This is a genomic window from Alcanivorax sp. HI0007 (assembly GCF_001635525.1).
GTDB lineage: Bacteria > Pseudomonadota > Gammaproteobacteria > Pseudomonadales > Alcanivoracaceae > Alcanivorax.
In genome coordinates, this window is the sequence record NZ_LWEJ01000093.1 from 38,078 (window position 1) to 63,612 (window position 25,535).

Annotated in this window: 24 protein-coding genes; 14 read left to right on the plus strand and 10 right to left on the minus strand. The window is 61.6% G+C overall.

The features are described 5' to 3' along the window. Positions 1-49 precede the first annotated feature (49 nt). From A3714_RS05550 to A3714_RS05575, 6 genes are all read left to right on the plus strand, one after another. Positions 50-1,114, plus strand: coding sequence for an SDR family oxidoreductase (locus A3714_RS05550; RefSeq protein WP_063508709.1), 1,065 nt, complete (start codon positions 50-52; stop codon positions 1,112-1,114). Positions 1,115-1,208: 94 nt separating this feature from the next. Next, positions 1,209-1,703 (plus strand): pantetheine-phosphate adenylyltransferase, encoded by a 495-nt coding sequence (gene coaD, locus A3714_RS05555; protein ID WP_062815123.1) that lies wholly within the window; start codon positions 1,209-1,211, stop codon positions 1,701-1,703. A 192-nt stretch (positions 1,704-1,895) separates the two neighbouring features. Then, positions 1,896-3,569: a gamma-glutamyltransferase gene (gene ggt, locus A3714_RS05560; protein WP_063508710.1), complete on the plus strand. Its 1,674-nt coding sequence runs from the start codon at positions 1,896-1,898 to the stop codon at positions 3,567-3,569. Between the two features lie 21 nt (positions 3,570-3,590). Further along, on the plus strand, positions 3,591-3,785 hold the full coding sequence (locus tag A3714_RS05565; protein ID WP_062815121.1) for a hypothetical protein: 195 nt from the start codon (positions 3,591-3,593) through the stop codon (positions 3,783-3,785). Between the two features lie 70 nt (positions 3,786-3,855). Further along, positions 3,856-4,890, plus strand: a complete 1,035-nt coding sequence (locus A3714_RS05570) for a nitronate monooxygenase family protein (RefSeq protein ID WP_063508711.1) — start codon at positions 3,856-3,858, stop codon at positions 4,888-4,890. A gap of 208 nt (positions 4,891-5,098) precedes the next feature. Then, complete coding sequence (locus tag A3714_RS05575) at positions 5,099-5,518, plus strand: SRPBCC family protein (protein WP_052042504.1); 420 nt, start codon at positions 5,099-5,101, stop codon at positions 5,516-5,518. Between the two features lie 91 nt (positions 5,519-5,609). Here A3714_RS05575 and A3714_RS05580 read toward each other — a convergent pair whose 3' ends face one another. Continuing rightward, on the minus strand, positions 5,610-7,370 hold the full coding sequence (locus A3714_RS05580) for a monovalent cation:proton antiporter-2 (CPA2) family protein (protein ID WP_063509930.1): 1,761 nt from the start codon (positions 7,368-7,370) through the stop codon (positions 5,610-5,612). Positions 7,371-7,523: 153 nt separating this feature from the next. Here A3714_RS05580 and A3714_RS05585 point away from each other — a divergent pair, with 153 nt between their 5' ends. Together A3714_RS05585 and A3714_RS05590 are read left to right on the plus strand one after the other, a co-directional pair. Then, positions 7,524-8,126, plus strand: coding sequence for an HPP family protein (locus A3714_RS05585; protein ID WP_062815118.1), 603 nt, complete (start codon positions 7,524-7,526; stop codon positions 8,124-8,126). Positions 8,127-8,199: 73 nt separating this feature from the next. Then, on the plus strand, positions 8,200-9,456 hold the full coding sequence (locus A3714_RS05590) for a PepSY domain-containing protein (RefSeq protein WP_063509929.1): 1,257 nt from the start codon (positions 8,200-8,202) through the stop codon (positions 9,454-9,456). Between the two features lie 109 nt (positions 9,457-9,565). On the opposite strand, the gene A3714_RS05595 is transcribed toward A3714_RS05590, so the two are convergent. From A3714_RS05595 to serA, 6 genes are all read right to left on the minus strand, one after another. Then, positions 9,566-9,988: a DCC1-like thiol-disulfide oxidoreductase family protein gene (locus A3714_RS05595; protein WP_231866063.1), complete on the minus strand. Its 423-nt coding sequence runs from the start codon at positions 9,986-9,988 to the stop codon at positions 9,566-9,568. A gap of 48 nt (positions 9,989-10,036) precedes the next feature. Further along, positions 10,037-11,332, minus strand: coding sequence for a CsgG/HfaB family protein (locus tag A3714_RS05600; RefSeq protein WP_063509928.1), 1,296 nt, complete (start codon positions 11,330-11,332; stop codon positions 10,037-10,039). Between the two features lie 61 nt (positions 11,333-11,393). After that, complete coding sequence (gene lpoB, locus A3714_RS05605) at positions 11,394-11,987, minus strand: penicillin-binding protein activator LpoB (protein WP_062815114.1); 594 nt, start codon at positions 11,985-11,987, stop codon at positions 11,394-11,396. 41 nt (positions 11,988-12,028) lie between these two features. Beyond that, the gene (locus A3714_RS05610) at positions 12,029-12,427 is read right to left on the minus strand and encodes a YcfL family protein (protein ID WP_062815113.1); all 399 of its coding nucleotides are present in this window, start codon (positions 12,425-12,427) and stop codon (positions 12,029-12,031) included. Continuing rightward, positions 12,424-13,764, minus strand: a complete 1,341-nt coding sequence (locus tag A3714_RS05615; RefSeq protein ID WP_231866062.1) for a COG3014 family protein — start codon at positions 13,762-13,764, stop codon at positions 12,424-12,426. Before A3714_RS05615 ends, A3714_RS05610 begins: the two co-directional genes overlap by 4 nt. Positions 13,765-13,909: 145 nt before the next feature. After that, complete coding sequence (gene serA, locus A3714_RS05620; RefSeq protein WP_062815482.1) at positions 13,910-15,139, minus strand: phosphoglycerate dehydrogenase; 1,230 nt, start codon at positions 15,137-15,139, stop codon at positions 13,910-13,912. Positions 15,140-15,282: 143 nt separating this feature from the next. Here serA and A3714_RS05625 point away from each other — a divergent pair, with 143 nt between their 5' ends. The 5 genes from A3714_RS05625 to uraH all read left to right on the plus strand — a co-directional run bounded on the left by A3714_RS05625 (position 15,283) and on the right by uraH (position 18,900). Next, a complete protein-coding gene (locus A3714_RS05625) occupies positions 15,283-16,677 on the plus strand; it encodes an FAD-binding oxidoreductase (RefSeq protein ID WP_063509926.1) in 1,395 nt (464 codons plus the stop codon). Further along, positions 16,670-17,368, plus strand: coding sequence for a fumarylacetoacetate hydrolase family protein (locus tag A3714_RS05630; RefSeq protein WP_063509925.1), 699 nt, complete (start codon positions 16,670-16,672; stop codon positions 17,366-17,368). Before A3714_RS05625 ends, A3714_RS05630 begins: the two co-directional genes overlap by 8 nt. A 241-nt stretch (positions 17,369-17,609) precedes the next feature. Continuing rightward, positions 17,610-17,972 (plus strand): type II toxin-antitoxin system RelE/ParE family toxin, encoded by a 363-nt coding sequence (locus A3714_RS05635; protein ID WP_063509924.1) that lies wholly within the window; start codon positions 17,610-17,612, stop codon positions 17,970-17,972. Beyond that, the gene (locus A3714_RS05640; RefSeq protein WP_063509923.1) at positions 17,965-18,267 is read left to right on the plus strand and encodes a helix-turn-helix transcriptional regulator; all 303 of its coding nucleotides are present in this window, start codon (positions 17,965-17,967) and stop codon (positions 18,265-18,267) included. Before A3714_RS05635 ends, A3714_RS05640 begins: the two co-directional genes overlap by 8 nt. 228 nt (positions 18,268-18,495) lie before the next feature. Beyond that, positions 18,496-18,900 (plus strand): hydroxyisourate hydrolase, encoded by a 405-nt coding sequence (gene uraH, locus A3714_RS05645; protein WP_063509922.1) that lies wholly within the window; start codon positions 18,496-18,498, stop codon positions 18,898-18,900. Positions 18,901-18,981: 81 nt separating this feature from the next. Here the strand turns inward: uraH and A3714_RS05650 are convergent, their stop codons facing one another. From A3714_RS05650 to A3714_RS05660, 3 genes are all read right to left on the minus strand, one after another. Continuing rightward, the gene (locus tag A3714_RS05650; RefSeq protein ID WP_062815106.1) at positions 18,982-19,446 is read right to left on the minus strand and encodes a bacteriohemerythrin; all 465 of its coding nucleotides are present in this window, start codon (positions 19,444-19,446) and stop codon (positions 18,982-18,984) included. A gap of 149 nt (positions 19,447-19,595) precedes the next feature. After that, positions 19,596-20,966, minus strand: coding sequence for a PepSY domain-containing protein (locus A3714_RS05655; protein WP_063509921.1), 1,371 nt, complete (start codon positions 20,964-20,966; stop codon positions 19,596-19,598). A gap of 15 nt (positions 20,967-20,981) precedes the next feature. Continuing rightward, the gene (locus A3714_RS05660) at positions 20,982-23,063 is read right to left on the minus strand and encodes a TonB-dependent receptor domain-containing protein (RefSeq protein ID WP_063509920.1); all 2,082 of its coding nucleotides are present in this window, start codon (positions 23,061-23,063) and stop codon (positions 20,982-20,984) included. A 251-nt stretch (positions 23,064-23,314) separates the two neighbouring features. On the opposite strand from A3714_RS05660, the gene A3714_RS05665 reads away from it, so the two are divergent. Beyond that, positions 23,315-25,504, plus strand: coding sequence for an OsmC domain/YcaO domain-containing protein (locus tag A3714_RS05665; protein ID WP_063509919.1), 2,190 nt, complete (start codon positions 23,315-23,317; stop codon positions 25,502-25,504). The last annotated feature ends 31 nt before the right edge of the window (positions 25,505-25,535 follow it).

Here is a 25,535-nt window from a genome sequence, read left to right on the forward strand (position 1 = left end):
CATACTCTATCCTTTAGGGTGGTGGCATACCTCATCACGGAGACCTGCCATGACCATTCTCATCACCGGCGCCAGCGGCTTTATCGGCCGCCATGTCTGCGCTCAGTTAAGCCATCATCACGACATCCTGGCGGTATTGCGCCAGCCGGACAGTCAGCTTCCCGCCCTGCGCCAGCAAGTCCATGCCCTGGGCGGGCAGGGCGAGCGTCTGCAGGCGGTGCAGGGGGATCTGGATTTACCCGGCCTGGGCTTGCCGGAGGATCTACCTGCCCCACAGGCCATCATTCATCTGGGCGCCCGCTTTGCCTGGCAACTGGATCGGGAGACCGCCCAGCGCACCAATGTGGCCGGCAGCCTGGCGGTGGCGGAGCTGGCCCGCCGCCATGGCAGCCGTCTGGTGTTTATCAGTGGCTTCATGCTGGAAAACCATGAGCATCTTCAGCGGCTGGGTATCACCGGCGACGATCCGGACCAGGTGGATTGGCAGCAGGTCTATCGCCGGGCGGGCGGCTATGAAGCCAGCAAACTGGAAGCAGCAATCCGGGTGCGGGCCCTGGCCGCCACCAGTGACCTGGAACTGGTGGAAGTGCAGCCCGCGACGGTCGCCGGTCACAGCCATACCGGCGCCCTGGATAGTGCCCAGCCGCTGTATTCGCTGATCGATAACCTGGCGCGGGGGCGGATGGCCATGGTCCCCGGCAGCCCGGATCACTGGCTGCCTCTGGTGGCGGTGGACCATCTGGCGGCGCTGATTGCGGAGGCGACCCGGGCTCAGACCGTGCCGCAACGGCTACTGGCCCTGGACCCCACCACGCCCAACTTGCAGGGGCTGCTGGCTATCGCCGCCGACACCCTGGGGCGGCGCCCTCCGCAGCGGCATGTGCCGATTCCGGTTCTGGCGGCTCTGCTTCACCTGCCGGGGATGCCACGGCTGATGAACACCTGGCCGGAGGCCCTGCACTTCATCCAGACCACCCGTTTCGACACCACCGCCACCGATGCCTTTCTGGCGCAGCAGGGGCTAACTCGCCCCGCCATGGCGGCGGTGATTGCCCGAAGTGCCCACTGGTACCAGCAACAAGGGCATGATCAGGCGGATCCGTCACCGGCCTGACCCTGCATCTTTGCGGGCGCTTGGGGTATGCTTGCGGGCATTGTGGGTGCCCGGCACGGCCGGGCACGGTATTCAGCGATAAAGCGAGCCAAGCATGACCAACCGCGTAATCTACCCAGGCACCTTCGATCCGATCACCAACGGCCATCTGGACCTGGTCGAACGGGCCGCCAAGATGTTTGATGAAGTGGTCGTCGGCATTGCCGCCAGTGAAAAGAAAGGGCCCCTGTTCACCCTGGAAGAACGTGTGGAGCTGACCACTCAGGTACTGGCCCATCTGCCCAATGTCCGGGTCACCGGTTTTTCCAAGTTGCTGGCCCACTTCTGCAAGGAAGAGGATGGCAACATCCTGCTGCGCGGCCTGCGCGCGGTCAGTGACTTCGAATACGAATTCCAGCTGGCCAACATGAACCGGCAACTGGCCCCGGAGCTGGAAACCGTGTTTCTGACCCCGGCGGAGCACCTGTCCTTTATCTCCAGTTCGCTGATCCGCGAAATCGCCCTGCTGGACGGGGATGTGAGCAATTTCGTACCGCCGCTGGTGGCGAAAGCCCTGGAGCAGAAACGTCAGGAAAGAAAGAAACGATAGCGACCCCGCGAACCGGAACCAGTCGCGGGTTCTGGCCTGACATAACCGCTAGCCTTGATCACCCTGGCGCGGCAACCATTCCGCCGGCAACATTCTGTAGGAGCGCCGCTGGCGGCGCGATATCCATACGGAGGTTATCGCGCCGCCAGCGACGCTCCTACAGCGAAGACAGTCCCCATCCACGGAGGAACCATGCGCATTCCGCTTCCCTTGCTGCTGCTGATCACCGTCACCGCCCAGGCTGCCGGGCCGGGCAAGAACGCGGTAGCGAGTGCTCACCCACTGGCCACCGACGCCGGCATGGAGATCCTCGCGAAGGGCGGCAATGCCTACGATGCCGCCATCGCCGTGGCGGCAGCCCTGGCGGTGGTGGAACCCTACTCGGCCGGCATGGGCGGTGGCGGCTTCTGGCTGCTGCACCGGGAAAGTGACGGTCTGCAGACCTTCGTAGACGCCCGGGAAACCGCCCCGGATGCGGCCATCCCCACCATGTACCAGGATCGCGACGGCAAGGTGGTCCGTGACTGGGCCCTGAACGGCCCCAGCGCCGCCGGCATCCCCGGCCAGGCCGCCGCCTTTGTGCATCTGGCGGACAACTACGGCAAGCTGCCCCTGAAGACCTCACTGGCACCGGCCATCCGGCTGGCCAGGGAGGGCTTCGAGGTGGAAGACCACTACCGCAAACTGGCCGGTTACCGGGAAGAGGTGCTCAACCGCTTTCCCGAAGCCGCCGCCCTCTTCCTGCACAACGGCAAAGTGCCCCCCGCTGGCCATGTGATCAAACAACCGGATCTGGCCCGGGTACTCACCCTGCTGGCCGAGAAGGGCAAAGACGGTTTCTACCAGGGTGAGGTCGCCCGCAAACTGGTGGAAGGGGTGGAGCAGGCCGGGGGGATCTGGAACCTGGAAGACCTGGCCAACTACGACGTGATTGAGCGCTCACCTACCGTGAGCACCTTTAAAAATGCCCGTATCGTTTCTGCACCGCCGCCCTCCGCCGGCGGCATCGTGATGGGCCAGGCCCTCAATATTCTCAGCCAGTTCGACGGCGAGCCGGACACCCACCTGATCGTGGAAGCCATGCGCCGGGCCTACCAGGATCGGGCCCGCTATCTGGGCGACCCGGACTTTGTGGATATCCCTGTGGATAAGCTGTTGAGCAGCGAATACGCCCGGCAACGGGCCCGCAGCATCAACCCGGACGAAGCCACCCCCAGCCATACCCTGGGCGAGCCGCTGACCGTGGAGGAGGGCTTCCATACCACCCACCTGTCGGTGCTGGACAAGGCCGGCAACCGGGTCGCCGCCACCCTGAGCATCAATCTGCCCTTTGGCAGCGGCTTCGTGCCACCGGGCACCGGCGTCCTGCTCAACAACGAAATGGACGACTTCTCCGCCAAGCCGGGCAGCCCCAACGCCTATGGCCTGGTGGGCAGCGAGGCCAATGCCATCGCTCCCGGCAAACGGCCCCTGTCATCCATGACCCCCACCTTCGTGGAATTCGACGACCGCGTGGCCATCCTCGGCACCCCCGGTGGCAGCCGTATCATCACCATGGTCATGCTGGGCGTGCTGGAAGCGGCCAACGACCAGCCCGTGGATGCCTGGGTCAACCGGGTCCGTTTCCATCACCAGTACCTGCCCGATGAAGTGCAGGCGGAGCCGGCGTTTGTCGGCAGCGAGGCCGCCAAGGAACTGATGCTGCGCGGCCACCATGTGGTCTCCACCGGGCGCGATTACGGCAACATGCAGGCGATCCTGTGGCGCAAGGGCAGCAATGAGGTCACCGCCGCCAGCGATCCCCGCGGCATAGGCAGCGCCGCCGTCAGCGGGCAGGCACCGCTGAAGAAAACCGGCACGGATTAAGTCACAAAGGAACCTGACCCCATGAAAGGACTTCTGCTGTTGAGCTTCGCCGCACTGCTGGCCGCCTGTAGTGAGAAGGCGGTCTACGACAACCTCCAGCACAACAACCGCCTCCAGTGCGACAAGGTGCCGTTGTCGGAATACGATGCCTGCATGGAGCGGGCCAGCAAGCCCTATGACGACTATGAAAGGGAACGCCGGGAATTGAACGACTAGCCGCCACGCTGGCCTGGCAGCCGGTTTCCGGTTAGCGTGGCTGCTTCCCGTGACTGCGACCGGAGCCGCCATGTCTGCCCTGTTTCATACCGCTTTTCCCCTGATCCAGGCCCCCATGGCCGGCGTGCAGGACTGGCGCCTGGCTGCGGCAGTGTGCGAGGCCGGTGGTCTTGGATCCGTGCCGGCGGGGATGCTCAGTGCCCAGGGGCTGGAAGAACAACTGACGCAACTGTCTGCCGCCACCAACCAACCCTGGAATGTGAATTTTTTCTGCCACACGGCTCCGGCGCCGGACCCGGCAGGGGAGCAGCGCTGGGTGGACGCCCTGCGGCCTTTCTATGAGGAATTCGCAGCGGATACCTCGGCCATTGCCAGCGGCCCCTCCCGGCAACCCTTCGACGAAGACAGCGCGGCGGTGCTGGAACAGTTTCGCCCGGCGGTGGTGAGCTTCCATTACGGCTTGCCGGCCCCGGCCTTGCTGGCGCGGGTAAAAGCCACAGGGGCCCGGGTGCTGTCCAGCGCCACCACGGTAGAAGAAGCCCTCTGGCTGGCAGAGCACGGTGCCGACGGGGTGATTGCCCAGGGGCTGGAGGCCGGCGGCCATCGCGGCCATTTCCTCAGTGACGACCTCAGCCTGCAGCAGGGCACCTTCAGCTTGCTGCCACAGATTTGCGACGCCATTTCCCTGCCGGTGATCGCCGCCGGCGGCATTGCCACCCCGGCAGGGGTCCGGGCCGCCCGCGCGCTGGGCGCCAGCGCCGTTCAGGTGGGCACGGCCTATCTGCTGTGCCCGGAAGCCACCACCAAGGGCGTGCACCGGCAGTGGCTGCAGAGTGAACGCGCCCGGCATACGGCCCTGACCACAGTGTTTTCCGGGCGTCCCGCCCGGGGCATGGTGAACCGGCTGATGGATACCCTGGGCCCTATGCCGGGAGCCGTGCCGGCCTTCCCGTTGGCTGGCAATGCCATCGGTCCGTTACGCGCTGCGGCAGAGGCACAGGGCAGCGGTGATTGCTCACCGTTATGGGCAGGGCAGTTTGCCAGCGGTTGCCGAGAGGTGCCGGCCGCAAAGGTGACCCGGTGGCTGGCCGAGGGCTGGGGTTAGTGTTTGTAGGAGCTATGCTTGCATGGCGAAGCGCCTGTTCGCCATGCAAGCATAGCTCCTACCGAAAAACCCGTCAGGGCCGCGTCCCCTATGGCCCGATTTAACCTTGCAGGTTGCGGGGCAGCGGTCAGAATCGACATCCTGTTTACCGGCCATGCCGGTGTGAGACTTGCCCGGCCCGCTGCCGGGCCCCAGCGGAGTGCTTTACATGCAGCGTATCGAGATTACCAAGACCTTCCCGTTTTCCGTGGACAAGCTGTTCGACTTTCTCAGTGACCACGAAAATCTGGAAGTGATTTTCGCCCCGGCCAAGATCAAGCGAGTGAAGCCCGGCATCGACAGCCCCAACGGCGTGGGCTCCACCCGCCGTATGCGCATCCTGATCGCGCCGCCGTTCGAAGAAACCGTCACCAAGGTGGTCCCCAACGAACTGATCGAATACAAGATCAGCAAGGGTAGCCCCCTGAAGAACCACAAGGGCACCATGCGCTTTTCCGAAAACGGCAACGGCGGCAGTCAGCTGCACTATGTGATCGAGTTTGAAGGCAAGCTGCCGCTGCTCGGTCCGGTAGTAAAAGCCGGCCTGGGTCAGGCCATCAGCCGTGGGCTGAACAAGCTGAAGCTGTAGTTCCGCCTGTCCGGGCTGGCGGGGCGCTCCTGGCTTGAGCGACCCGGCGAGCCCGGCGCCTGTCCCGGCGACAACGGCTCGGCAACGCGCATCAGTCGCCGCTGGACAGCAGGGATTCCAGCTCTGCCCGGCCGCGCTGGTTGGCTTCCACCAGCTTGTCGCCATCGTGCTGGTGTTCCACCTGCTCGCGCAGCAGTGTCTCGTCCAGTTCCCGGAAGCTGCGCACCAGATCGATGGCGGTGGATTCCGGCACACCCAGTTGCATCAGCGTCACCCGGGTACTGAGCAGGGCGGACTCGAACGTCTCCCGGATTACCTGATCGACCCCCAGGGCATGGAGCTTGTAGGCGTGGAAGCGGTCCCGGGCCCGGGCCACGATAGTCACATCAGGGAAGTGGTGACGTACCAGTTCCGCGGCCTTGAGCGAGTCATCCACATCATCCACCGCCAGCACCAGCACCCGGGCGTATTCCAGTCCCGCATTGCGTAACAGGTCCAGGCGGGTCACATCACCGAAGTACACCTCGTTGCCATAGCGGCGCAGCATGTCGATCTCGTCCGGATCGGAATCCAGGGCGGTGAACGGGATCTTGCGTGCCACCAGGATCCGCGCGGTGATCTGCCCGAAACGGCCCAGGCCAGCGATCACCACCCGCGGGTGATGGTCGGGCATGTCTTCCGCTTCCAGGTCCGGGCGCGAGGTGCTCTTGCTGCGCTCCGGCCACAGCAGGGTGACCAGTTTCAGCAGCAGCGGGGTGGCGGCCATGGACAGGGCCACCACCAGGTTGAGCTGGCCCACCAGGGTGCTGTCCAGCAGGTTCAGGGCCTGGGCCTGGGTGAACAGCACAAAGGCGAATTCACCGCCCTGGCAGAGCAGGATGCCGAACAGGGCGGTGTTGCGCCATTCCACCCCGCGTACCCGGCTGATCACCGCCAGCACCAGGGCTTTCAGGCCCAACAGCACCAGCAGATAGAGGGCAATGTCCCCCGGGCTTTCGACCAGCAAGCGCAGATCCATGGTCATGCCGATGGCCAGGAAGAACAGGCCCAGCAACAGACTCTTGAAGGGCTGGATATCCGTTTCCAGTTGCTCCCGGTAGGGCGAGTTGGCCAGCAGAACCCCGGCCACGAAAGCCCCCAGGCCCATGGACAGTCCCAGGTGCTCCATCAGAGCGGCGGCGCCCAGCACCAGCATCAGGGCACTGGCGATCATCAACTCCCGGTTGCGCAGTTTCGCCAGCCAGCCCAGCCAGGGATTGAGGGCATACTTGCCCGCCAGCACCATGGCCACCAATGCCACCAGACCGGCCAGCAACTGCGGGCTGTCCTCACCGGCCTGGGTGCCGGCCAGCAGGGGCAACAGCAGCAGGATGGGGATGACCGCCAGATCCTGGAACAGCAGAATGGAGAACGCGGAGCGGCCCTGGGGTGTACCCAGCTGATTGTTTTCCACCAGCATCTGTACCACAAAGGCGGTGGAGGACAGCGCCAGGGTGAAGCCGATGGCCAGACTCACGTTGGTCTCGAAGCCCAGCAGCAGAAAGGCCCCCGCCAGCAGCGCGGCACTGAGCAGCACCTGGCTGGCCCCCAGTCCCACCAGCCGGCGCCGCTGCGCCCACAGTTGTTGCGGTGCCAGTTCCAGCCCCACCAGAAACAGCATCAGCACCACACCGAGCTCGGCAAAGTGCAGCACGTCGGTGCCGCCGCTGACCAGCGCCAACCCCAGCGGCCCCACGGCGATCCCCGCCGCCAGATAGCCCAGAATGCTGCCCAGTCCCAGTCGCTGGAACAGGGGCAATAACAACAGGGTCGCCGCCAGCAGCACCAGCGCCTGAGAGAAAAAGCCTTCCACGGTGATCTCCTTTTTCTGATCCGCTCATGCTAGCGGATTTACCCCCGGGCCGTTGTTAAAAAGCGCTTTCATCCTGGCCTGCACCAAAATTGCCCAAGCCTGGCCAAAGCCTTACCATGCGCGCTCTTTGTCTGCCCCGGAATAGTGCGTGCGATGAGTGAGCAGAACGACAGGCTTCGCCAGCAACTGGTCGGAGGCCTGTTGCGACAACTGCATCTGGACGTGATGAGCCAGCGGTTCAATCCCCGCCTGGTGCTGGCACTGTTCAACCTGGTCAACGGTGGGTTGAGCATTGCCCTGATTGCCATCGTGGCGCTGATTACCCAGCAGTCGTTTATCTTTCCCTCCCTGGGGGCCACCGCCTTTCTGCTGTTTCACCTGCCCCTGGCGGAAGCCGCCTCGCCGCGCAATGTGCTCAGCGGTCACGTGATCGGCGTGCTCTGTGGCTGGGCTGCCCTGTGGATATGCGGGCTGGACGATGCCCCCGCCGCGTTTCTGACCGGGGTGGAATGGCCTCGTGTGGTGGCGGCCAGTCTTTCGCTGGGCTTCACCAGTGCCCTGATGATCCTGTTGCGGGTCGCCCATCCCCCCGCCGGGGCCACGGCACTGATTGTCTCCCTGGGCCTGATGCATGAGCTGCAGCAACTACCGGTGCTGATCAGCGCCGTAGCCCTGCTGGTCGCCCAGGCTTTTATCATCAACCGGGTTGCCGGGATTCCCTATCCGCTGTGGCGCAGCAACAAGGCGAACGCCTGAGCCACTTTCGCAATGAGAATTACTTTTATTCCTGATAGACTGCGGCGCTCAGTCTGATCGTCACAGGTGCCCCATGCGCGCAATTCTGGTGGTTCTTCATCGCTGGTTCGGCCTCTTTATTGCCGGCTTTCTGATTATTGCCGGCCTGACCGGGGCGCTGATCTCCTGGGACCACGAGCTGGATGAATGGCTCAACCCGCACCTGTTCGAGAGCCAGAGTGAAGGGCAACCGCTGCCCATGCTGGAACTGGTGGACCGGGTGGAGCAGGCCGACCCACGGGTACGCGCCAGCTTTTTCCATCTGGAGCCGGAGCCCGGCCACAACGCGGAAATCTGGGTGGACGCCAGGGTGAATCCGGAAACGGGTCGCCGCTATGAGCTGGACTACGACCACGCCTTCGTGGACCCGGTCACCGGCGAGATCGTCGGCAAACGCCTGTGGGGCAAGATCTCCCTGCACCCGGAACACCTGATGTCATTCCTCTACAAGCTGCACTTCACTCTGCACCTGCCGGAGTGGAAGGGCATTGATCGCTGGGGGATCTGGCTGATGGGTGCCGCCGCCATGGTCTGGCTGTTCGATACCTTTATCGCCATGGCACTGACCCTGCCGCGTAAGCGCCGTACCCAAAAGCCCGCTGGCAAGAGCTGGCTGCAACGCTGGAAACCTGCCTGGATGATTCGCCGCGGCGCTGGCGCCTACAAGCTGAATTTCGACCTGCACCGGGCCGTGGGCCTGTGGGTGTTCGGCCTGCTACTGATTCTGGCGTTCACTTCTTTCTCCCTGAACCTGTACCGGGAAATCTTCTACCCGGTCATGTCCATGGTCTCCGAGACCACCCCCGGGCCTTTCGAGACCCGCACCCCCACCGCCCTGCATGACCCGGTAGAGCCGCAGGTAAGCTGGCCGGCCCTGTTCGATAAAGCGCGCACCGAAGCGGATAACCGCCAGTGGCAAGAACCCATCGGCGATACCTTCTACAGCGACAACTTCGCCGTGTTCGGGGTGCGCTTCTATTACCCGGGCGAAGACCACGATAGCGGCGGCATGAAAGTGAAAAGCCTCTACTACGATGGCGAAAACGGCCAGCTGATCGGTGACGAAGTGCCCTGGGAAGGCACCGCCGCCGATGTGTTCAACCAGCTGCAGTTCCCCCTGCATTCCGGCCGCATCGCCGGCCTGCCCGGCCGTATCATCGTATCGATCATGGGCATTGCCGTGGCCATGCTCTCCATCACCGGCGTAGTGATCTGGTGGAAGAAACGCAAGGCGCGGGTGGCGAGCAAAAAGCGTAAGCAGGAAATGGCTGCTGCGGTAGATGCTGGCTAGCTATTGCTGGAACCGCCATCCCGGGCAGCGCTTTCAAGGACAACGGCGGTTCGCCATGCAAGCATAGCTCCAACGGCGGCTGGGTGGTGCTCGAAACCCACGCCCCCCATCAGAACCGATCACGACCGGGCTGGTTGAGGTTGTTGATGCGGGTCTTGCCCAGCAGTTTCAGTAACAGATTGCGCAAGAAACGCAGTAGCGGGTAGAGCACTTTCGAGACGCGCCGGGAACGGAACATCCAGTAGTTTAAACGGTTGAAGATCCCCGAGCGGCTGCCGATCAGGGCCAGGGCATGGATGGCATCGGCGCCGTAATAAAGCTGGTCGCCCATTTTCAGCACCATACCCTGATCGATATCCAGGCCGGCACCGGTAATCTCGCGCATCACCTCCGTGTCTTCCCGGGCATCCACGATACGCAGCTCACCCACGCTTTCGCGGATGCGCACCACCTGGCAATAGGCGTGGCAGGCCGGGCATTCCTTGTCGTAGACCAGCAGGATGTTGGGGCGTGAAATGTCGGGACGGGACACATGGCCTCCGGCTGAACCCAAAAAAAGCCCCCTGTCGGGGGCTTGTTGTTACCACTGAATCGGCGCTTCCGACGAGCCCGGGCTGGGCGCCTGCCCGGCGGGGCCGGCCGCCGGGCTGTCTGCGCCAGCGGCACTGCGTACCCGGTCGCCGGCCTGCAGGGGGCTACTGGCCGGGCCGTCCAGGCGAGCAACGCCATAATCCGGGCGCACATCGGTGACGGTCAGGGTGGCCAGGGCGTTACCCTCCAGCTTGATGGTCAGGCCGGTGTCCGGGTCTTTCATTTCCCCGGCGGGGCGATAGACCTGCATGCTGGCATCCTGCTCCAGCCGGCCCTGGCCCTGACTCAGGAATACGGTATCGCCCTGCACCTTGATGATCTGCACCGGATAGAGCACATCCGTGGCGGCACCGGCCATGGCCCGGGCAATGACGGGATAGAGTTCATCCGCCAGCCGCTCCGGGTGGTTACGGTCGTCGATCTTGAGCTGACGGGCCACCTCGCGGATGGAAGCTTCAGACTGGTTCCAGTCGAACAGGTCTGCCCAGAGGATTTCGCTGGTGGTGGTATCGATCAACCGATAGCGAACCCGGATGCGCGGCTCATAACCGGAAAACTTGGCACCATAGAATTCCCGCTGGCTGTCGCCGATGCTGAAATCTTCGATGGTGCCCACCAGCAGCAGATCGGCCCCCTTGCGCTGCCCCAGCCGGGCCAGCTCTTCCGGCGCTACACTGCCGCTGGCGACGACGGACTGCTCCTGATCAATGGCATCCAGGTTGGCCCGGTCCAGCACCCGGAAGCGACCGGACTGGGTAAAGGCGGTAACCAGATCATCGCGCAGCTGACGCTGCACCTGGCTGGCCGGCACCTGCACGTCACCCAGGTCATAAAGGGGCTGGCGGCTGTCGAAGGTGGTAATGGCAATACCAGGCAGGTGCGAGCGGTCCGCACCCAGAGTCTTGGGACGAAGCACCTCCGCCTGCACGTTGGCCTGCCACAGGCCGTCTTCCACCTGCTTCACCGACTGCACCTGGTAACTCTTGATATTGCCCAGGGTAGGCAGCTGCGGCTCCGGCACCGAGGTCTCGGTACCGATCCAGGTGCTGACATCACCCTGCTGGCGAACCACCCACTGCAGCACATTGGTGCGGAAGTTCGGGTCCACGGCCACGCTGACCCCGCCGGCCTGTCGCACCGCCGCCACCAGGGCATTGGTCATGGCCTGTTCCGGGTTGTCACCGTAGCCGCGGGCCGATACAGAAACGGTCTCCGTGGCAGCCTGGGCCAGCGACGCACACAACAACAGGATGAAACATAACGGAGCGAACAGGTGCTTGGTCATAACGGCCTCCATGTCTGGTTAGCTTGCACGCAGCCGGTCACCCCGGTTGCGTGCAGCGTCCTTACAACCCGAACAGGCTCTTGCTGCGAGTCTTGCGGATTTCTTTTTCGTTGGTCCACTCGATGATGCCGGTCTGGATGTTGAGCAGCTTGAGGGTGAACTTGTAGTACACGTCCTTGGTGCTGCCATCCCGTTTGACGATGGAGGAGAAGTTACCGTACATCATCAGCTCGGCACCGATCTGGCGGCCCATGGCGGCGGCCGTGGATTGGTCCACCATGCCGGAATCGCTCTGGTATTCCAGCTGCTGACGCACGCGATCCACCACCGACATGTCCACAAAACGGAACTTGCCGGAGTTGATCAGCTTGGACTGGATGGTGTCGGTGATGGACTCGGTGTCCACGTGTTCGGTGGTCTTATTCTTGATGCGATCCACGAATACCACCGGACGGCGGTTCTGGGTCATCTGCACGATGGGCGGAAACACCATCATGTCATCCACCATCTTGGCGGCGATCATCTGCAGGTCGGTGGAACCGAAATCCGTGTTGACGGTTTCGCGGGCCTGGGCATCACCGTAATCCACCTTGGAGGCACAACCGGACAGGGCCAGGGCGCTGCCCAGCAGCAGCAGGGAAAGTAGGCGTAGCATTATGAGATTCTCCTTGTTCCTTTTAGGAAGGCACGCGACGATTATTCGCGCACCCAGATTTCAAAGCGTACGGCGGACGGGTTGGGGGCAACGGCCTGGACGCTGTTCTGGCTACGACCTGCCATCACCACCTGCCGCCAGGGCTGGCCTTCCGGCGCCTGCTCGAAACCGTCCTTATCAAACCATTTGAACTTGTATTGGAAATCCAGTTCAAATTTCCAGTCATTTTCCAGGGTGGCCTGTATGTAGAGCAGGTCGCCCACGGTCTTTTGCTTCAGGTCCTGCACGGAAATGCGGCTGGATAACAGGCTGTTGCTGGAATAGACCTTGGTGATGGTCTCGCCGTCTTCATCCACTTCCATGCGGCCCATATTGGTGGCCGAACAGGCCGCCAGCATGGCCGCCAGCAGCAGCGCCAGCATCGGGCGTAACAGTGTCATAAGGGTCCCTCCTGAACGGGTAACACGCGGGTAATCAGCTGGCCGGGAACGGCCGCCACATGAATCACGGTGAGGCCACGGTTAACCACCGGTACCGTCAACGTAGCATTGCCCCCGGGGGTGCTCAATACAAGGGTATGTTCCCCCTGGGGCAGTGAAAATCGTGTTGCCTGGGCATAGGCAGGCAGGGTCAGCCAGCTGCGCCGGTCCGCCTGCTCGCTGACCAGATTGTACAGCTGGGTGGCAAAGGCCCCCAGCGGGCCGAAATCATCGTTGGCCTTTTTCTGCAGGTTGTACTTGGCGGTGGCCCGCAGGGTCTGGCGCACCAGCATGCCCGGCAACCGCTCTTTCAGGTCCTTGGCGGCCAGGGCCCCCACATCCGCCAGCACCACGGTTTCCCCCAGCGGTTGGCTGGCGCTGTCCAGCACCCGCAGGCTGTTGGGGCGCGGCTTGCTGGTCAGGGAATAGGTGGGAAAGGCCACCGAAAAGATGCCGTGGACCGTGGGAATGGGCAAGCTGAATTCTTCCCGGGCCTGCACAAAACCCTGCTCGTACAGTACCGCTACCATGCCGTCTTTTTCAGGCCGGCCCTTCATGGCATTGGACACGCGCTCAACGTCTTCCTTGAGCATGTCCAGCTCCGGATGAATCTCCAGGGCCTTCTTGTAGTCCACCAGGGCATCGTTGTATTCGCCGTGGGCTTCCCAGAACAGGGCAGACAGGTAGAAGGTCCAGGCATTCTGGAAACTGGCCTTCACTTCCCCGGCCACCGCATTGATACCCTGGAAATAGCCATCGAACTGGCTCAGGTCCACGTTGTTTTCTTCTGCCGCTTCCTCCGCCTTGGCAATTTCCTTGTCACGCTTGTCCGCGGCCACCCGTTGTTCCAGGGCCGCACCACGCAACTCCACGGCGGTGCCGGTGGGGTCGTTGGCATCCCAGTAATTCAGGGCCTGGTAGGCATGGGTGAAGATGCGCTCGTAGTCCGGGGCCACGTAGCTGCGGGCATTGTCGTTGGTGACCAGGGAAGTGGTGGAAGACGCCAGGGACGAGACCTGGATACGGGCACTGGCATCCTCCTCGTCGTATTTCTGGATGGCAGCAGCAAAGGCCTCACGGCTTTGCTCGCGCTGGCCGGTGAGCTGGCTGACCCGGCCCAGTTCCTGCAGATAAAGGACGCCATCGCCGCCAGCAGCGGCTTTTTCCAGCTTCTCGGTGGCCGCCGGCGCCACCGGAGCGGTGGCCAGCGAGGCCTTCCATTGCTGGGCCTGATTGGGGTAGGGCACAAACAGGGAGTTTGTGGCACAGCCGGACAATGCCAGCAGCCCTGCAACCAACAGGCATCCTTTCCTGAGTCGTCTCATAGGTTAGATACGAAAAAAGCCGGAGCAGGCAAGGTAGCCCGCCACCGGCTTTTTGTCGAGTGTTTCACCGTTCTCAGGGAGGACCCGAACAGCCGCTCCCCGAGAAACGCCGACTCGCCTAGAACAACACCCGGGTACGAATGGTGCCGTCGATGGTGCGCAGCTTCTCCAGCGCCAACTGGCTGTAGCCCTTGTCCACATCGATGACCACGTAACCGATCTCTTCGTTGGTCTGCAGGTACTGGCCACAGATGTTGATGCCATTCTCGGAGAAAATGGTGTTGATCTGGGTGAGCACGCCGGGCACGTTCTTGTGAATGTGCAGCAGGCGGTGCATGTCCGGGTGAGCCGGCAGGGCCACTTCCGGGAAGTTCACCGCGCCCAGGGTGGCGCCGTTGTCGGAATAGCGGGCCAGCTTTTCGGACACCTCGGTGCCGATGTTGACCTGGGCTTCCTGGGTGGAACCACCGATGTGCGGGGTCAGGATCACGTTGTCGAATTCACGCAGCGGGCTGATGAATTCGTCGTCGTTGCCCTTGGGCTCTTCCGGGAAAACGTCGATGGCCGCGCCCAGCAGGTGACCGTCTTTCAGGGCCGCCGCCAGGGCGTCGATATCCACCACCTTGCCGCGGGCGTAGTTGATCAGGTAGCCCTTGGGCTTCATGGCACGGATCTGCTCTTCCTTGATCATCCAGCGGGTGTCGGCGGTGTCCGGCACGTGCAGGCTGACCACATCGCTCATGCCCAGCAGCTCGGTGAGGCTGCTCACCTGCTCGGCATTGCCCAGCGGCAGCTTGGGAATCACGTCGTAGAACTTCACCTTCATGCCCATGGACTCGGCCAGTACGGACACCTGGGCGCCGATATTGCCGTAACCCACCAGACCCAGGGTCTTGCCCCGGATTTCATAGCTGTCCTTGGCAGACTTGAGCCAGCCGCCGCGGTGGGCAGAGGCGTTCTTCTCGGGAATGCCGCGCATCAGGTTGATGGTATGGGCAATCACCAGTTCCGCCACGGAACGGGTATTGGAATAGGGGGCATTGAATACCGGGATACCACGCTTCAGGGCAGCATTGAGGTCTACCTGGTTGGTACCGATACAGAAACAACCCACGCCGATCAGCTTCTCCGCTGCCTGGAACACCTCTTCGGTGAGCTGGGTGCGGGAACGGATGCCAATGAAATGGGCGTCCTTGATCTTGTCTGCCAGGTCGTTGCCGGTCAGCGCAGTGGGCAGCAGCTCCACGTTGCTGTAGCCGTGCGCCTTCAGGTTCTCCACGGCGTTTTCGTGGATGCCCTCGAGCAGGAGAACGCGGATCTTGTCCTTCTCAAGAGAAGTATCGGCCATGATGGAAGTCTCGGTAGCCTGTGAAATGGGCGCGTATGGTACCATAGCGCGCTCAAATTGAGAGCAACCCGTGCGGGACTTCTCTTCATGTCCCCATGAGCCCGACTCAAGCACCCGGCACGACCCGTTCAGGAGACCCGTTGATGACCGCCCATGCCCATGCTGCGCTGGAGCAACTGACTGATTTGCTTGGCAATCGCCTCCTTACCGACCCGGAAAGCGCCCAGCGCTACGGGGTCGACTGGACCAAGGTATGGGCCCCGGCCCCCAGCGCCATCGCGCTGCCGGAGACCATCGACGAGGTGCAGCAGATCGTGGAGATAGCCAACGACCACGGCCTGCACCTGGTGCCGTCCGGGGGCCGCACCGGCCTGTCCGCCGGGGCGGTGGCCGCCAATGGCGAGCTGGTGGTGGCCTTTGATCGCATGAACAAGATCCTGGATTTCAACGAATTCGACCGCGCCGTTACCGTGCAGCCCGGTGTGATCACCCAGCAACTGCAGGAATTCGCCGACGAGAAGGGCCTGTTCTACCCGGTGGACTTCGCCTCCGCCGGCTCCAGCCAGATCGGCGGCAACATCGGCACCAACGCCGGCGGCATCAAGGTGATCCGCTACGGCATGACCCGTGACTGGATCACCGGCCTGAAAGTGGTCACCGGCAAGGGCGAGCTGCTGGACCTGAACAAGGGCCTGATCAAGAACGCCACCGGTTACGACTTCCGGCACCTGTTCATCGGCGCCGAGGGCACCCTGGGTTTTGTGGTGGAAGCCACCGTGAAACTGGCCCGCCAGCCGAAAGACCTGACCGCCCTGGTACTGGGCGCCCCCGGCTTCCGGGAAGTGATGAAGATCCTGCACGCCTTCCAGCAGGACATCGACCTGACCGCCTTCGAGTTCTTTTCCGACAAGGCCATGGCCCATGTGCTGGAACACGGCGTGGCCAAACCCTTCGACACCGCGTGCCCGTTCTACTGTCTGCTGGAATTCGAACAGCTGTCCGAAGCCACCGGCGACCAGGCCATGGCCATCTTCGAAAAATGTGTGGAAGAAGGCTGGGTACTGGACGGCGTCATGAGCCAGTCCCTGCAGCAGCTGGACCAGCTGTGGCAACTGCGCGAACGCATTTCCGAGTCCATTGCGCCGCACACTCCCTACAAGAACGACATCTCCGTCACCGTGGCGAAAGTGCCGGACTTCGTGGAAGACATCGACACCGTGGTGCAGGACGCCTACCCGGATTTCGAAATCGTCTGGTTCGGTCATATCGGCGACGGCAACATGCACCTGAACATCCTCAAACCGGCGGACCTGGCCAAGGAAGACTTCTTCGCCCAGTGCAACAACGTGTCCAAATGGGTGTTCGAAATCGTCGAGAAGTACAACGGCTCCATCTCTGCGGAACACGGCGTGGGCATGACCAAGAAGCCCTACCTGGAATACTCCCGCAGCCCGGAAGAAATCGCCTGCATGAAAGCGGTGAAGCACGTCTTTGATCCCAACAACATCATGAACCCGGGGAAGCTGTTCGATGTTTGATGAAATCAACACCCCGGTGGATCAGGACGGTTACCAGCACCGCTGGATCGACGGGTCGCCCATCGACATTCCCGTGGGCAAGGCCGTGTGCGTGGGCCGCAACTACGCGGACCACGCCAGGGAACTGGGCAATGACGTCCCGGATGCCCCCATCTTGTTCATGAAGCCGGCCACCTCGTTGGTAAGCCTGCACGAACCTCTGGCGCTACCCAAAGGGCAGGGCGCCGTGCACCACGAAGTGGAGATGGTGGTGCTGATCGGCAAACGGATTCACCGGGAAACCAACCTGGACAACGTCCGCTTCAGCATCGCCGGCTACGGCGTCGGGCTGGACCTGACCCTGCGTGAAGTACAGAACACCCTGAAAGAAAAAGGCCACCCCTGGGAACGGGCCAAGGCCTTCGACGGCGCCGCCCCGGTCTCCGGCTTTATCGATGCCCGCGGTATTTCCGTGAAGCAGAAGCTCAACGTGACCCTGGAAATCAACGACGAGGTGCGCCAGCACGGTCACACCGGCCAGATGCTGTTCCCCACTTTCGAGCTAATCAGCGAAATCAGCCAGACCTTCACCCTGGAACCCGGCGATCTGGTCTTCACCGGCACCCCGGCCGGCGTCGGCCCGCTGAACAGCGGCGATAAATTTACCGCCCGGCTGGGTAATATCATTCAGGTGTTCGGCTCCGTCGCCTGACGGCCCCTCCTGTAGGAACGCAGCGAAGCGGAGTAACGCCCGGAGGGCGGCCCGAAGGGTGAGCGTTAGCGAATACATCTCTCGAGGTGCGAATCTCCGGCCTAGGTTGGTGGCATCCAAGCCACCAACCTCTATCTGCAACCAATTACTCTGTCTCCCCCTCAGCCCGCCTATCCCTTTATATTGTTAATAGGACAAAACCTATATAGGCTATAGCCTATTCAAGGATGAAGGACTGACAATGTGGCAGATTCAAACCACGGACAGGTTTGATGAATGGTTCGATGCACTCAACGACACAGACCGGGAAAACGTCATCGCCGGCATGCTTGTTCTGGAACAAAAGGGACCACGCCTGTCCCGACCGTATGCCGATACCGTGAAAGGATCGGCTCACCCGAACATGAAGGAGCTGCGGGTCCAGAGCAGGGGCAATCCCATCCGGGCTTTCTTCGCCTTTGACCCGGAACGAACCGGGATTCTGCTCTGCGCCGGCGAGAAAACAGGGAAAGACAAACGGTTCTACGACGAGATGATTCCGGTGGCTGACCAAGAATTTACCGCGCATCTCCAGAAACTCAACCGAGGTGGCTCAAATGGCTAGAACACTGCAACGGATCCTGGAAACCGAAAAACCAGAGATTGTCGAAAAGGCCAAAAAGAAAGCTGACGCCATCCTTCTGGATATCCATCTGGCTGAAATCCGCGCCCTGATGCATAAAACCCAGGCGGAAATGGCCGCAGCGCTTGGGGTCAAACAACCCACCATCGCAGGCATGGAAAAAGCCGGTCAGGATCTGAAGCTCTCAACCCTGAAACGTTATATTGAAGCGGCTGGGGGTAAAGTGCGGCTGGATATTGAGCTGCCAGATGGGCAGCATCATGGTTTTACGCTTTAGAGAAGGTTTCTCCCACGGGCCAAGACTTGGCTCCCAATGTCGTACTGCCGTACGTTGAATTGGCCCGCTATCCTGACAGCTTTCGGCCAACGCTGCCTGAGTGCCAGGTTGTCCGTTCATTGAGGGCAACATCGTGGCGGCAAAGGAAAAAGCTGGGAACCTATCTGCACGCATCCTTTTCCTACCAGGTGAGACAGTCATCGTTTTCAGATTTCCACAGGAGCTCACATGTTCAAGAAGGCACTCGCCACCCTGGTTTTACTGATCACTTCTGTAACGGTTTCCGCAGCAGATAATCCCCTCAGCGTACATGTTCTCAACACCCAGAATGGTCTTCCGGGACCTGGCATTGAGGTGACCTTGGCGTATTACGACAATGGCCAGTGGGTGTCACTGAACGCCGCAAAAACCAATGAGCAAGGACGTATCACCGCCCTATACCCTGCCGGGAAAAAAATTAAGGAGGGGGTGTATAAGGTAACGTTCAAAACCGGTGACTGGATGAAGCGTCGCAATGCAGAAACGTTTTTCCCTGAAATCCCGGTTGTCTTCGAAGTTGATGGAACGCTTTCACACTACCACATCCCCCTGCTGCTCAGCCCGTTTGGCTACTCAACCTACCGGGGCAACTAGCGACGATACCGCCAAGCCACCCGGACGCCGCAATGGGCTGTCCGGGTGACTGGTATCGGGATATGCGCCTGGGTCACATGCCTACATCACCCGGAAATGCTTGCGCACCGTTTCGTTGACCCAGCCGCCCAGCCGCTCCCGGCCTATGCTGTTGATAAAATCCCTTACCTCGTCGGCGTAGGCGCCATCCTCTTCGAGAATATGGTGCAACAACCAGCCTTCCAGCAGTCGCAGTAATTCATCGGTGACGGCGTCTCCTTGCTCATGTCGGCGTAACAGGGATTCGATATGAAAGGTGAATTGCCGGTGTTTATGGTGATGGTCATCCAGCTCACCATAGCCGGCCCGCTCCATCAGCGCTTCCTCGAAGCTGAAGTGGGATTCGGTGTAATCCACCAGGTCGTAGAGCACCCGGGCCACTCCCAGCTGGGCGTCCGGCTGGTCGGCCAGGCGATCCAGCTCATTGATGTAATCCACAATGCGTTTGTGCTGCTGGTCGATGACCAGAATGCCCAGTTCGTAGGCCGGGCCCCATAGGATGCGCATGATCCTTCTCCGTTTGCCGTGCTGCAGGTTCTTGACGCTAGCAGGGGGCGAAACGGCGATTGTAGATATGGATCAAGGTTTGTGCGCGAAAGACAGGGGGAACTGCCGGGCGGACGTTGCGCACTCCCGGCATCGACGGGCCATCCCTGTTACGGTGCCGCTGGGGCGGCTTTGCGTAACACCAGTAACGTATCCACCAGAATGATGGCCAGCAAGGCCGCGGCGGAGAGCGGGAAGGCCAGAGCCACCACCAGCATGATCACAGCCACGGTCCGTGCCGGGGCCGGTTCGGCGCGGGGCGGGGCACGGCGGGACTGGCGCTTCCACCAGAGCAGGGCCCCGGTGACGGTGAGCGCCAGTATCAGGGTCACCAGCAGCAGATTGAGCAGCCAGTTCCACAGACCCAGGTCCCCCTGGTGCAGCGGAATGGAGGCGGCCATGGCCTTGCCCATGGCCGGATAGTCGGCAAAGCGGATTTCCTGCAGAGCCTGGCCGGTGGCAGGATCCAGGTGCAGGATGCGCTCGTCCATCGGGTTTGTCAGGTCGCCGGCGATGGTGGTGGCCGAGACCGTCCAGACACCATTGTCCTGTTGCGGGAAATGCACACGGAAATTGCCGAATCCCTGTGCACGGGCCTGGCTCACCACATCATCCAGTCGCAGGGACCGATCGCCCTCACTGCCCTGCGGCATGGGGGTCTGCTCCACCGCCCAGGGCACGCGATGCAGGCCGGCTTCGTTCATGGCGTGATGGCTGTCGACGGCCTCCGGGGCCACCTGTGTGGCATCAAAGCGGGTGCCCGGCAGGGAACCCCATGGCTGCACCAGTTTGCCACCCCAGATGTTGGTCCAGGCCAGGCCGGAGATCAGGAAGAACAACAACGGCAGGGCAATCAGCCAGCCAATGCCCAGGTGCCAGCCGCGCCAGTCCGCCCGGCTGCTGACGGTCCGGGAAGGAATCAGGGTGCGCAGGCCGCCCTTCGGCCAGGCCAGATAGAGGCCGGTGACGATCATCAGTACGGCCAGACCGGCAGCGATTTCGATCAGGGCATCGCCCAGGTCACCGAGGAACAGCGAGCCATGGAGTGTCTTGATACGCGCATAGAGGCTGGCAGCGGGATCCCGGTCACCCAGTATCTGTCCGGTATAGGGATTCAGATAGACCACGGTGGCCGGCGCATGATGGCCACCGTGGCCGGCATGGGAATGGGGCTGCAGAGAAAACCGTGCGGACTGATCGGCAGCCTGGGGCGGCAGGTAGAGTTTTACTGCGGCATGCGGATATTGTTGCTCCACGGTTTCCAGCAACACGGAGGCGGGCAGGGGATTGGTCCCTGCTTCAACCGTCTGCAGGGACGCGTTCAGAGCCGTATCCAGCGGCTTGCTTAGCAACATCAGCAGGCCGGTGAACGCCAGCATAAACAGGAAGGGAAGCACCAGCATGCCGACCAGGAAATGCCAGCGCCACACCGCCCGGTAGAAGCGGGTGGGCCCGGATCCGGCTGGATTGACAGCGTTCATGGGCAGACCCTCTCGTCAGAAATCAAAGCGGATGCCCGCGAACACGGAACGGGGTTCGCCTGCCTGAAGAAGGGCATCGTTGATGTTCGCGTCATTCCGTACGGTCAGGTTGGCCACGTAGGCTTCATCGGTCAGGTTGCGGCCTTCCAGATAGACTTCCCAGGTATCACGGGTGACACCGGTGCGCAGGCCAACCAGTTCGTAGCCGTCCACCTCATAGCTGTTTTCAAAGTCGGCAAAACGGTCATCGACGATGTCGAAGGTGGGGCCGGCAAAGAAACCGTTGGCATGGCGGTACATGACTTCACCCTTGATGAAGAACTCCGGGGCCACGGGCAACTGGTTGTCGCCGTAGACCGGGTCGTTGTCAAAGGTGAAGTCGTTGTAGGTCAGGCTCAGCAGTGGCTCGATACGATGCTGGCCGTCTCCCAGGGCGAAGGACGCACCGAACAGGGCTTCCACCCCGGCATGGATAGTGTCTTCCACATTGGTGACCTGACTGGTGCCGGGAGCCCCCGGCTTCTCAACAGAAAGAATTTCGTCTTCGATCTGGGCGTAGTAGACCGCCACTTCCCAATTCCACTCGTTATCCTGGCCAAACGGTGCCACACCCCGGGTTCCCACTTCCCCAACCACACCCTGCATGGCATCCAGGGTGTCATTGTTTGCCTGGATCTCGTCTTCCAGCTCGTACAGGGTGGGCGCCTCATAGAGCTTGCTCACATTGGCGAACAGCTCGCTGCGATCGGCCACCTGGTAGATCACCCCAAGGCGCGGATTGAAGGATTCGTAGGTGTCGTTGGGATTGCGTTGTGCACCGGAGGATACGTTTACATTATCTACCTCCCGGCTCCCGGTCACCGCCTGGGCCCCGTAGACCAGGGTCCAGCGCTCGGCAAAGTGCCAGCGATCCATGGCGAAGATTTCCAGGTTTTCTGCCTTGTTATCCACTTTGGTGGTCAGGGCATCGCGGATGCCGCCGCTGTGGGTGTAGTTGCCGCCTTTCACCCAGGTTTGCCCATAGTTGAGCCCAAGCAGCAGATCATGGTTGCCCATCTGTTTGTCGAAACGCACGGTGGTGCCAAAGGTGGTCTGGTCGTTGTCGATCAACAGGCTAAACCCGGGATCAGCCCCACCAACAATAGGGTGATAGAGCGACTGGTCTTCAAAGGAAACGCCCACCACCAGATTGCTGGTGTCACTGAGTTGCCAGCGGGTGCGGTTGGCCACACGCCAGGTTTCCACATTCTTGAGGAAATTGCCGCGCTCGTTGTCCTCCCCCGCTTGATAGGGGTCTTCATCAAACTGGGCTTTGTTGAGTGAGCCGGCCAGCTCCTGATCATTGTCTGTATAGGAGAAGTAGAAGCGGTTCTCCACCGTGTCGCTGATTTGCCAGCCGGTGTTGGCATAGACGCTGCCGCGCTGCTGTTCCTGATGATCCCGAAAACCGTCGTAGCTGCGCTGCTCCACAGTCACCAGCGCATCCTTGTCACCGGCCACGACACCACCGGTAATCCGGCTTTGCACGGTGCCGTGGGAGCCACCACTGAGGGAAATCTGGTTGTTGGTGTTACGGGCCGTGGGGCTGATAAAGTCGATGGCCCCACCCAGGGTGCTGGCACCGTAGGTAAGCGCATTGGCACCCCGGGCAATGACCGCATAGCGGGCGGCCATCGGATCAATAAAGCTGTTGTGGTTGTTGCCATCGGCAGCGGTCACCGGCAGGCCATCAATCATCAGTTTGACGCCGTTGCCATCGAAGTTGGTGGCATCCAGATTGGAGCCCCGGCTGGAGAGAAAGGTGGCATCCCCGGTGGCGCCGGTGGCGGTCCATATGCCCGGCACATAGCGCAGCATGTCTCCGATACTGACCACGTTGCGCTCATTGAGCGTCTGCGTGTCCAGCAGAGTGACCGCGCCGGGGGTCAGGGCCTGCTCGCGCTGGAGTTCGATTGGGGTTTCCGCGGCGGCATTTTCCGCGGAGCCCTCTACGGTCACCGGCGCCAGCACATTGGCCTCGTCCTCTGCCGCGATGGCATCCACGGAGATCAACAGACACAGGCAGGCAAGCAGCGGTTGGCGCGGTGAAGACAGCATGAACGATTCCCCGGGGTATTCGGCAAGGACGGCAGGGCACTGGGCCCGATAGCGGCGGATGAGTGTAGGGGGATTGGCGGGGCGGGGACATGTGGCATTTTGTCGCACACTTGCGACCTTGTTATGCAAAAATAATGGCCATGGCATGGGCCCCGTCAGGAGGCCCGGATTCAACAACCAAGACGACAGCGTTTAAAACCGGGATAATGGCGACCCTTCGCCCGCCATTTCGCAACCCCGGTAGCCCCGCCATGGAAATCAACGTCAACTTCCTCGACAACCTTCGCCTGGAAGCCAAATTCGATGACTTCACCGTCATCACCGATCAGCCGATCCGCTACAAGGGTGATGGTTCGGCGCCCAGTCCGTTTGACTATTTCCTGGCCTCGTCGGCCATGTGCGCGGCCTATTTCGTGAAGGTGTACTGCAAGGCGCGGGATATCCCCACAGACAATATCCGCCTGTCCCAGAACAATATCGTCGATCCGGAAAACCGTTATAACCAGATTTTCCGCATTCAGGTAGAGCTGCCGGAGGATATTTCCGAGAAGGACCGCCAGGGGATTCTGCGCTCCATCGACCGCTGCACCGTCAAGAAGGTGATCCAGACCGGCCCGGAATTCCAGATCGAGGAAGTGGACAACCTGGACGAGGACGCCCAGGCCCTGCTGATGGTGAAACCGGACGCCGAACACCACACCTTTATCGAGGGCAAGGATCTGCCCCTGGAGCAGACCATCGCCAACATGAGCGCCATCCTCGAGGAACTCGGCATGAAGATCGAGATTGCCTCCTGGCGCAATATCGTGCCCCATGTCTGGTCCCTGCATATCCGCGATGCGGCCTCGCCCATGTGCTTTACCAACGGTAAGGGCGCCACCAAGGAAGCCGCCCTGTGTTCGGCGCTGGGCGAGTTTATCGAGCGGCTCAACTGCAACTTCTTCTACAACGACCAGTTCTTCGGTGAAGACATTGCCGACAGCGACTTCGTGCATTACCCCAACGAAAAGTGGTTCAAACCCGGCCCCAATGATGCGCTGCCCGCAGGCATCCTGGATGACTACTGCCTGGGCATCTACAACCCGGACGGGGAGCTGGGCGGCTCCAACCTGATTGATACCAACTCTGGCCGGGTGGACCGGGGCATCTGCGCACTGCCTTTTGTCCGCCACTCCGACGGCGAGACGGTGTACTTCCCCTCCAACCTGATCGAAAACCTGTTTCTCAGCAACGGCATGAGCGCCGGCAATACCCTGGCCGAAGCCCAGGTGCAGTGCCTGTCAGAAATTTTCGAGCGGGCGGTGAAGAAGCATATTATCGAGGAAGAAATTGCCCTGCCGGATGTGCCCGACAGTGTGCTGGCCAAGTATCCGCGCATTGTGGAAGGCATCCAGGCGCTGGAGGAACAGGGCTTCCCGGTGCTGGTGAAGGATGCCTCCCTGGGCGGCCAGTTCCCGGTGATGTGCGTGACCCTGATGAACCCGCGTACCGGCGGCGTATTTGCCTCCTTCGGCGCCCACCCGAGTTTCGAGGTGGCACTGGAACGCAGTCTGACCGAGCTGCTGCAGGGCCGCAGTTTCGAAGGCCTCAACGATGTACCTCCGCCCACCTTCAACAGCCAGGAAGTCACCGAGCCCAATAACTTCGTGGAGCACTTTATTGATTCCACCGGGGTGGTGAGCTGGCGCTTCTTCAGTGCCCGGGCGGACGAAGAATTCTGTGAGTGGGATTTTTCCGGAACCAATGACGAAGAAGCCGCGCGGCTGTTCGCCATTCTCGACGATCTGGAAAAAGAGGCCTACGTGGCGGTGTACGATCAACTGGGTGCACCGGCCTGCCGGATCCTGGTGCCGGACTTTTCCGAGGTCTACCCGGTGGAAGACCTGATCTGGGACAACACCAACATGGCGCTGGATTACCGGGAAGACATTCTCAACCTGCACCGTCTGGACGACGACCAGCTCAGCCAGCTGGCCGAGCGGCTGGAAGAAAGCCAGATCGACAACTACACAGACATCATTACCCTGATCGGTATCGAGTTCGACGAGAACACCGTGTGGGGCCAGCTCACCGTGCTGGAACTGAAGCTGCTGATCCATCTGGCGCTACAGCGTCATGAGGACGCGCTGGAACTGGTGGACATGTTCCTGCAGTTCAACGACAACACGGTGGCACGCGGTCTGTTCTACCAGGCCATGCGTGCGGTGCTGGAAGTTACCCTGGATGACGAGCTGGAGCTGGAAGATTATCGGGTTAACTTCCAGCGCATGTTTGGTAAAGAGACCCTGGATGCGGTGGAGGGATCCGTGAATGGCACGGTCCGTTTCCACGGCCTCACGCCCACCAGCATGCAGCTGGAAGGCCTGGAGAAACATCAGCGCCTGATTGAAAGCTACAGGAAACTGCACGCGGCGCGGGCGGCGAAGGCCGGGTTGGCGTAACAATCGCTGACTGCCGCTTCCGCTAACCGTT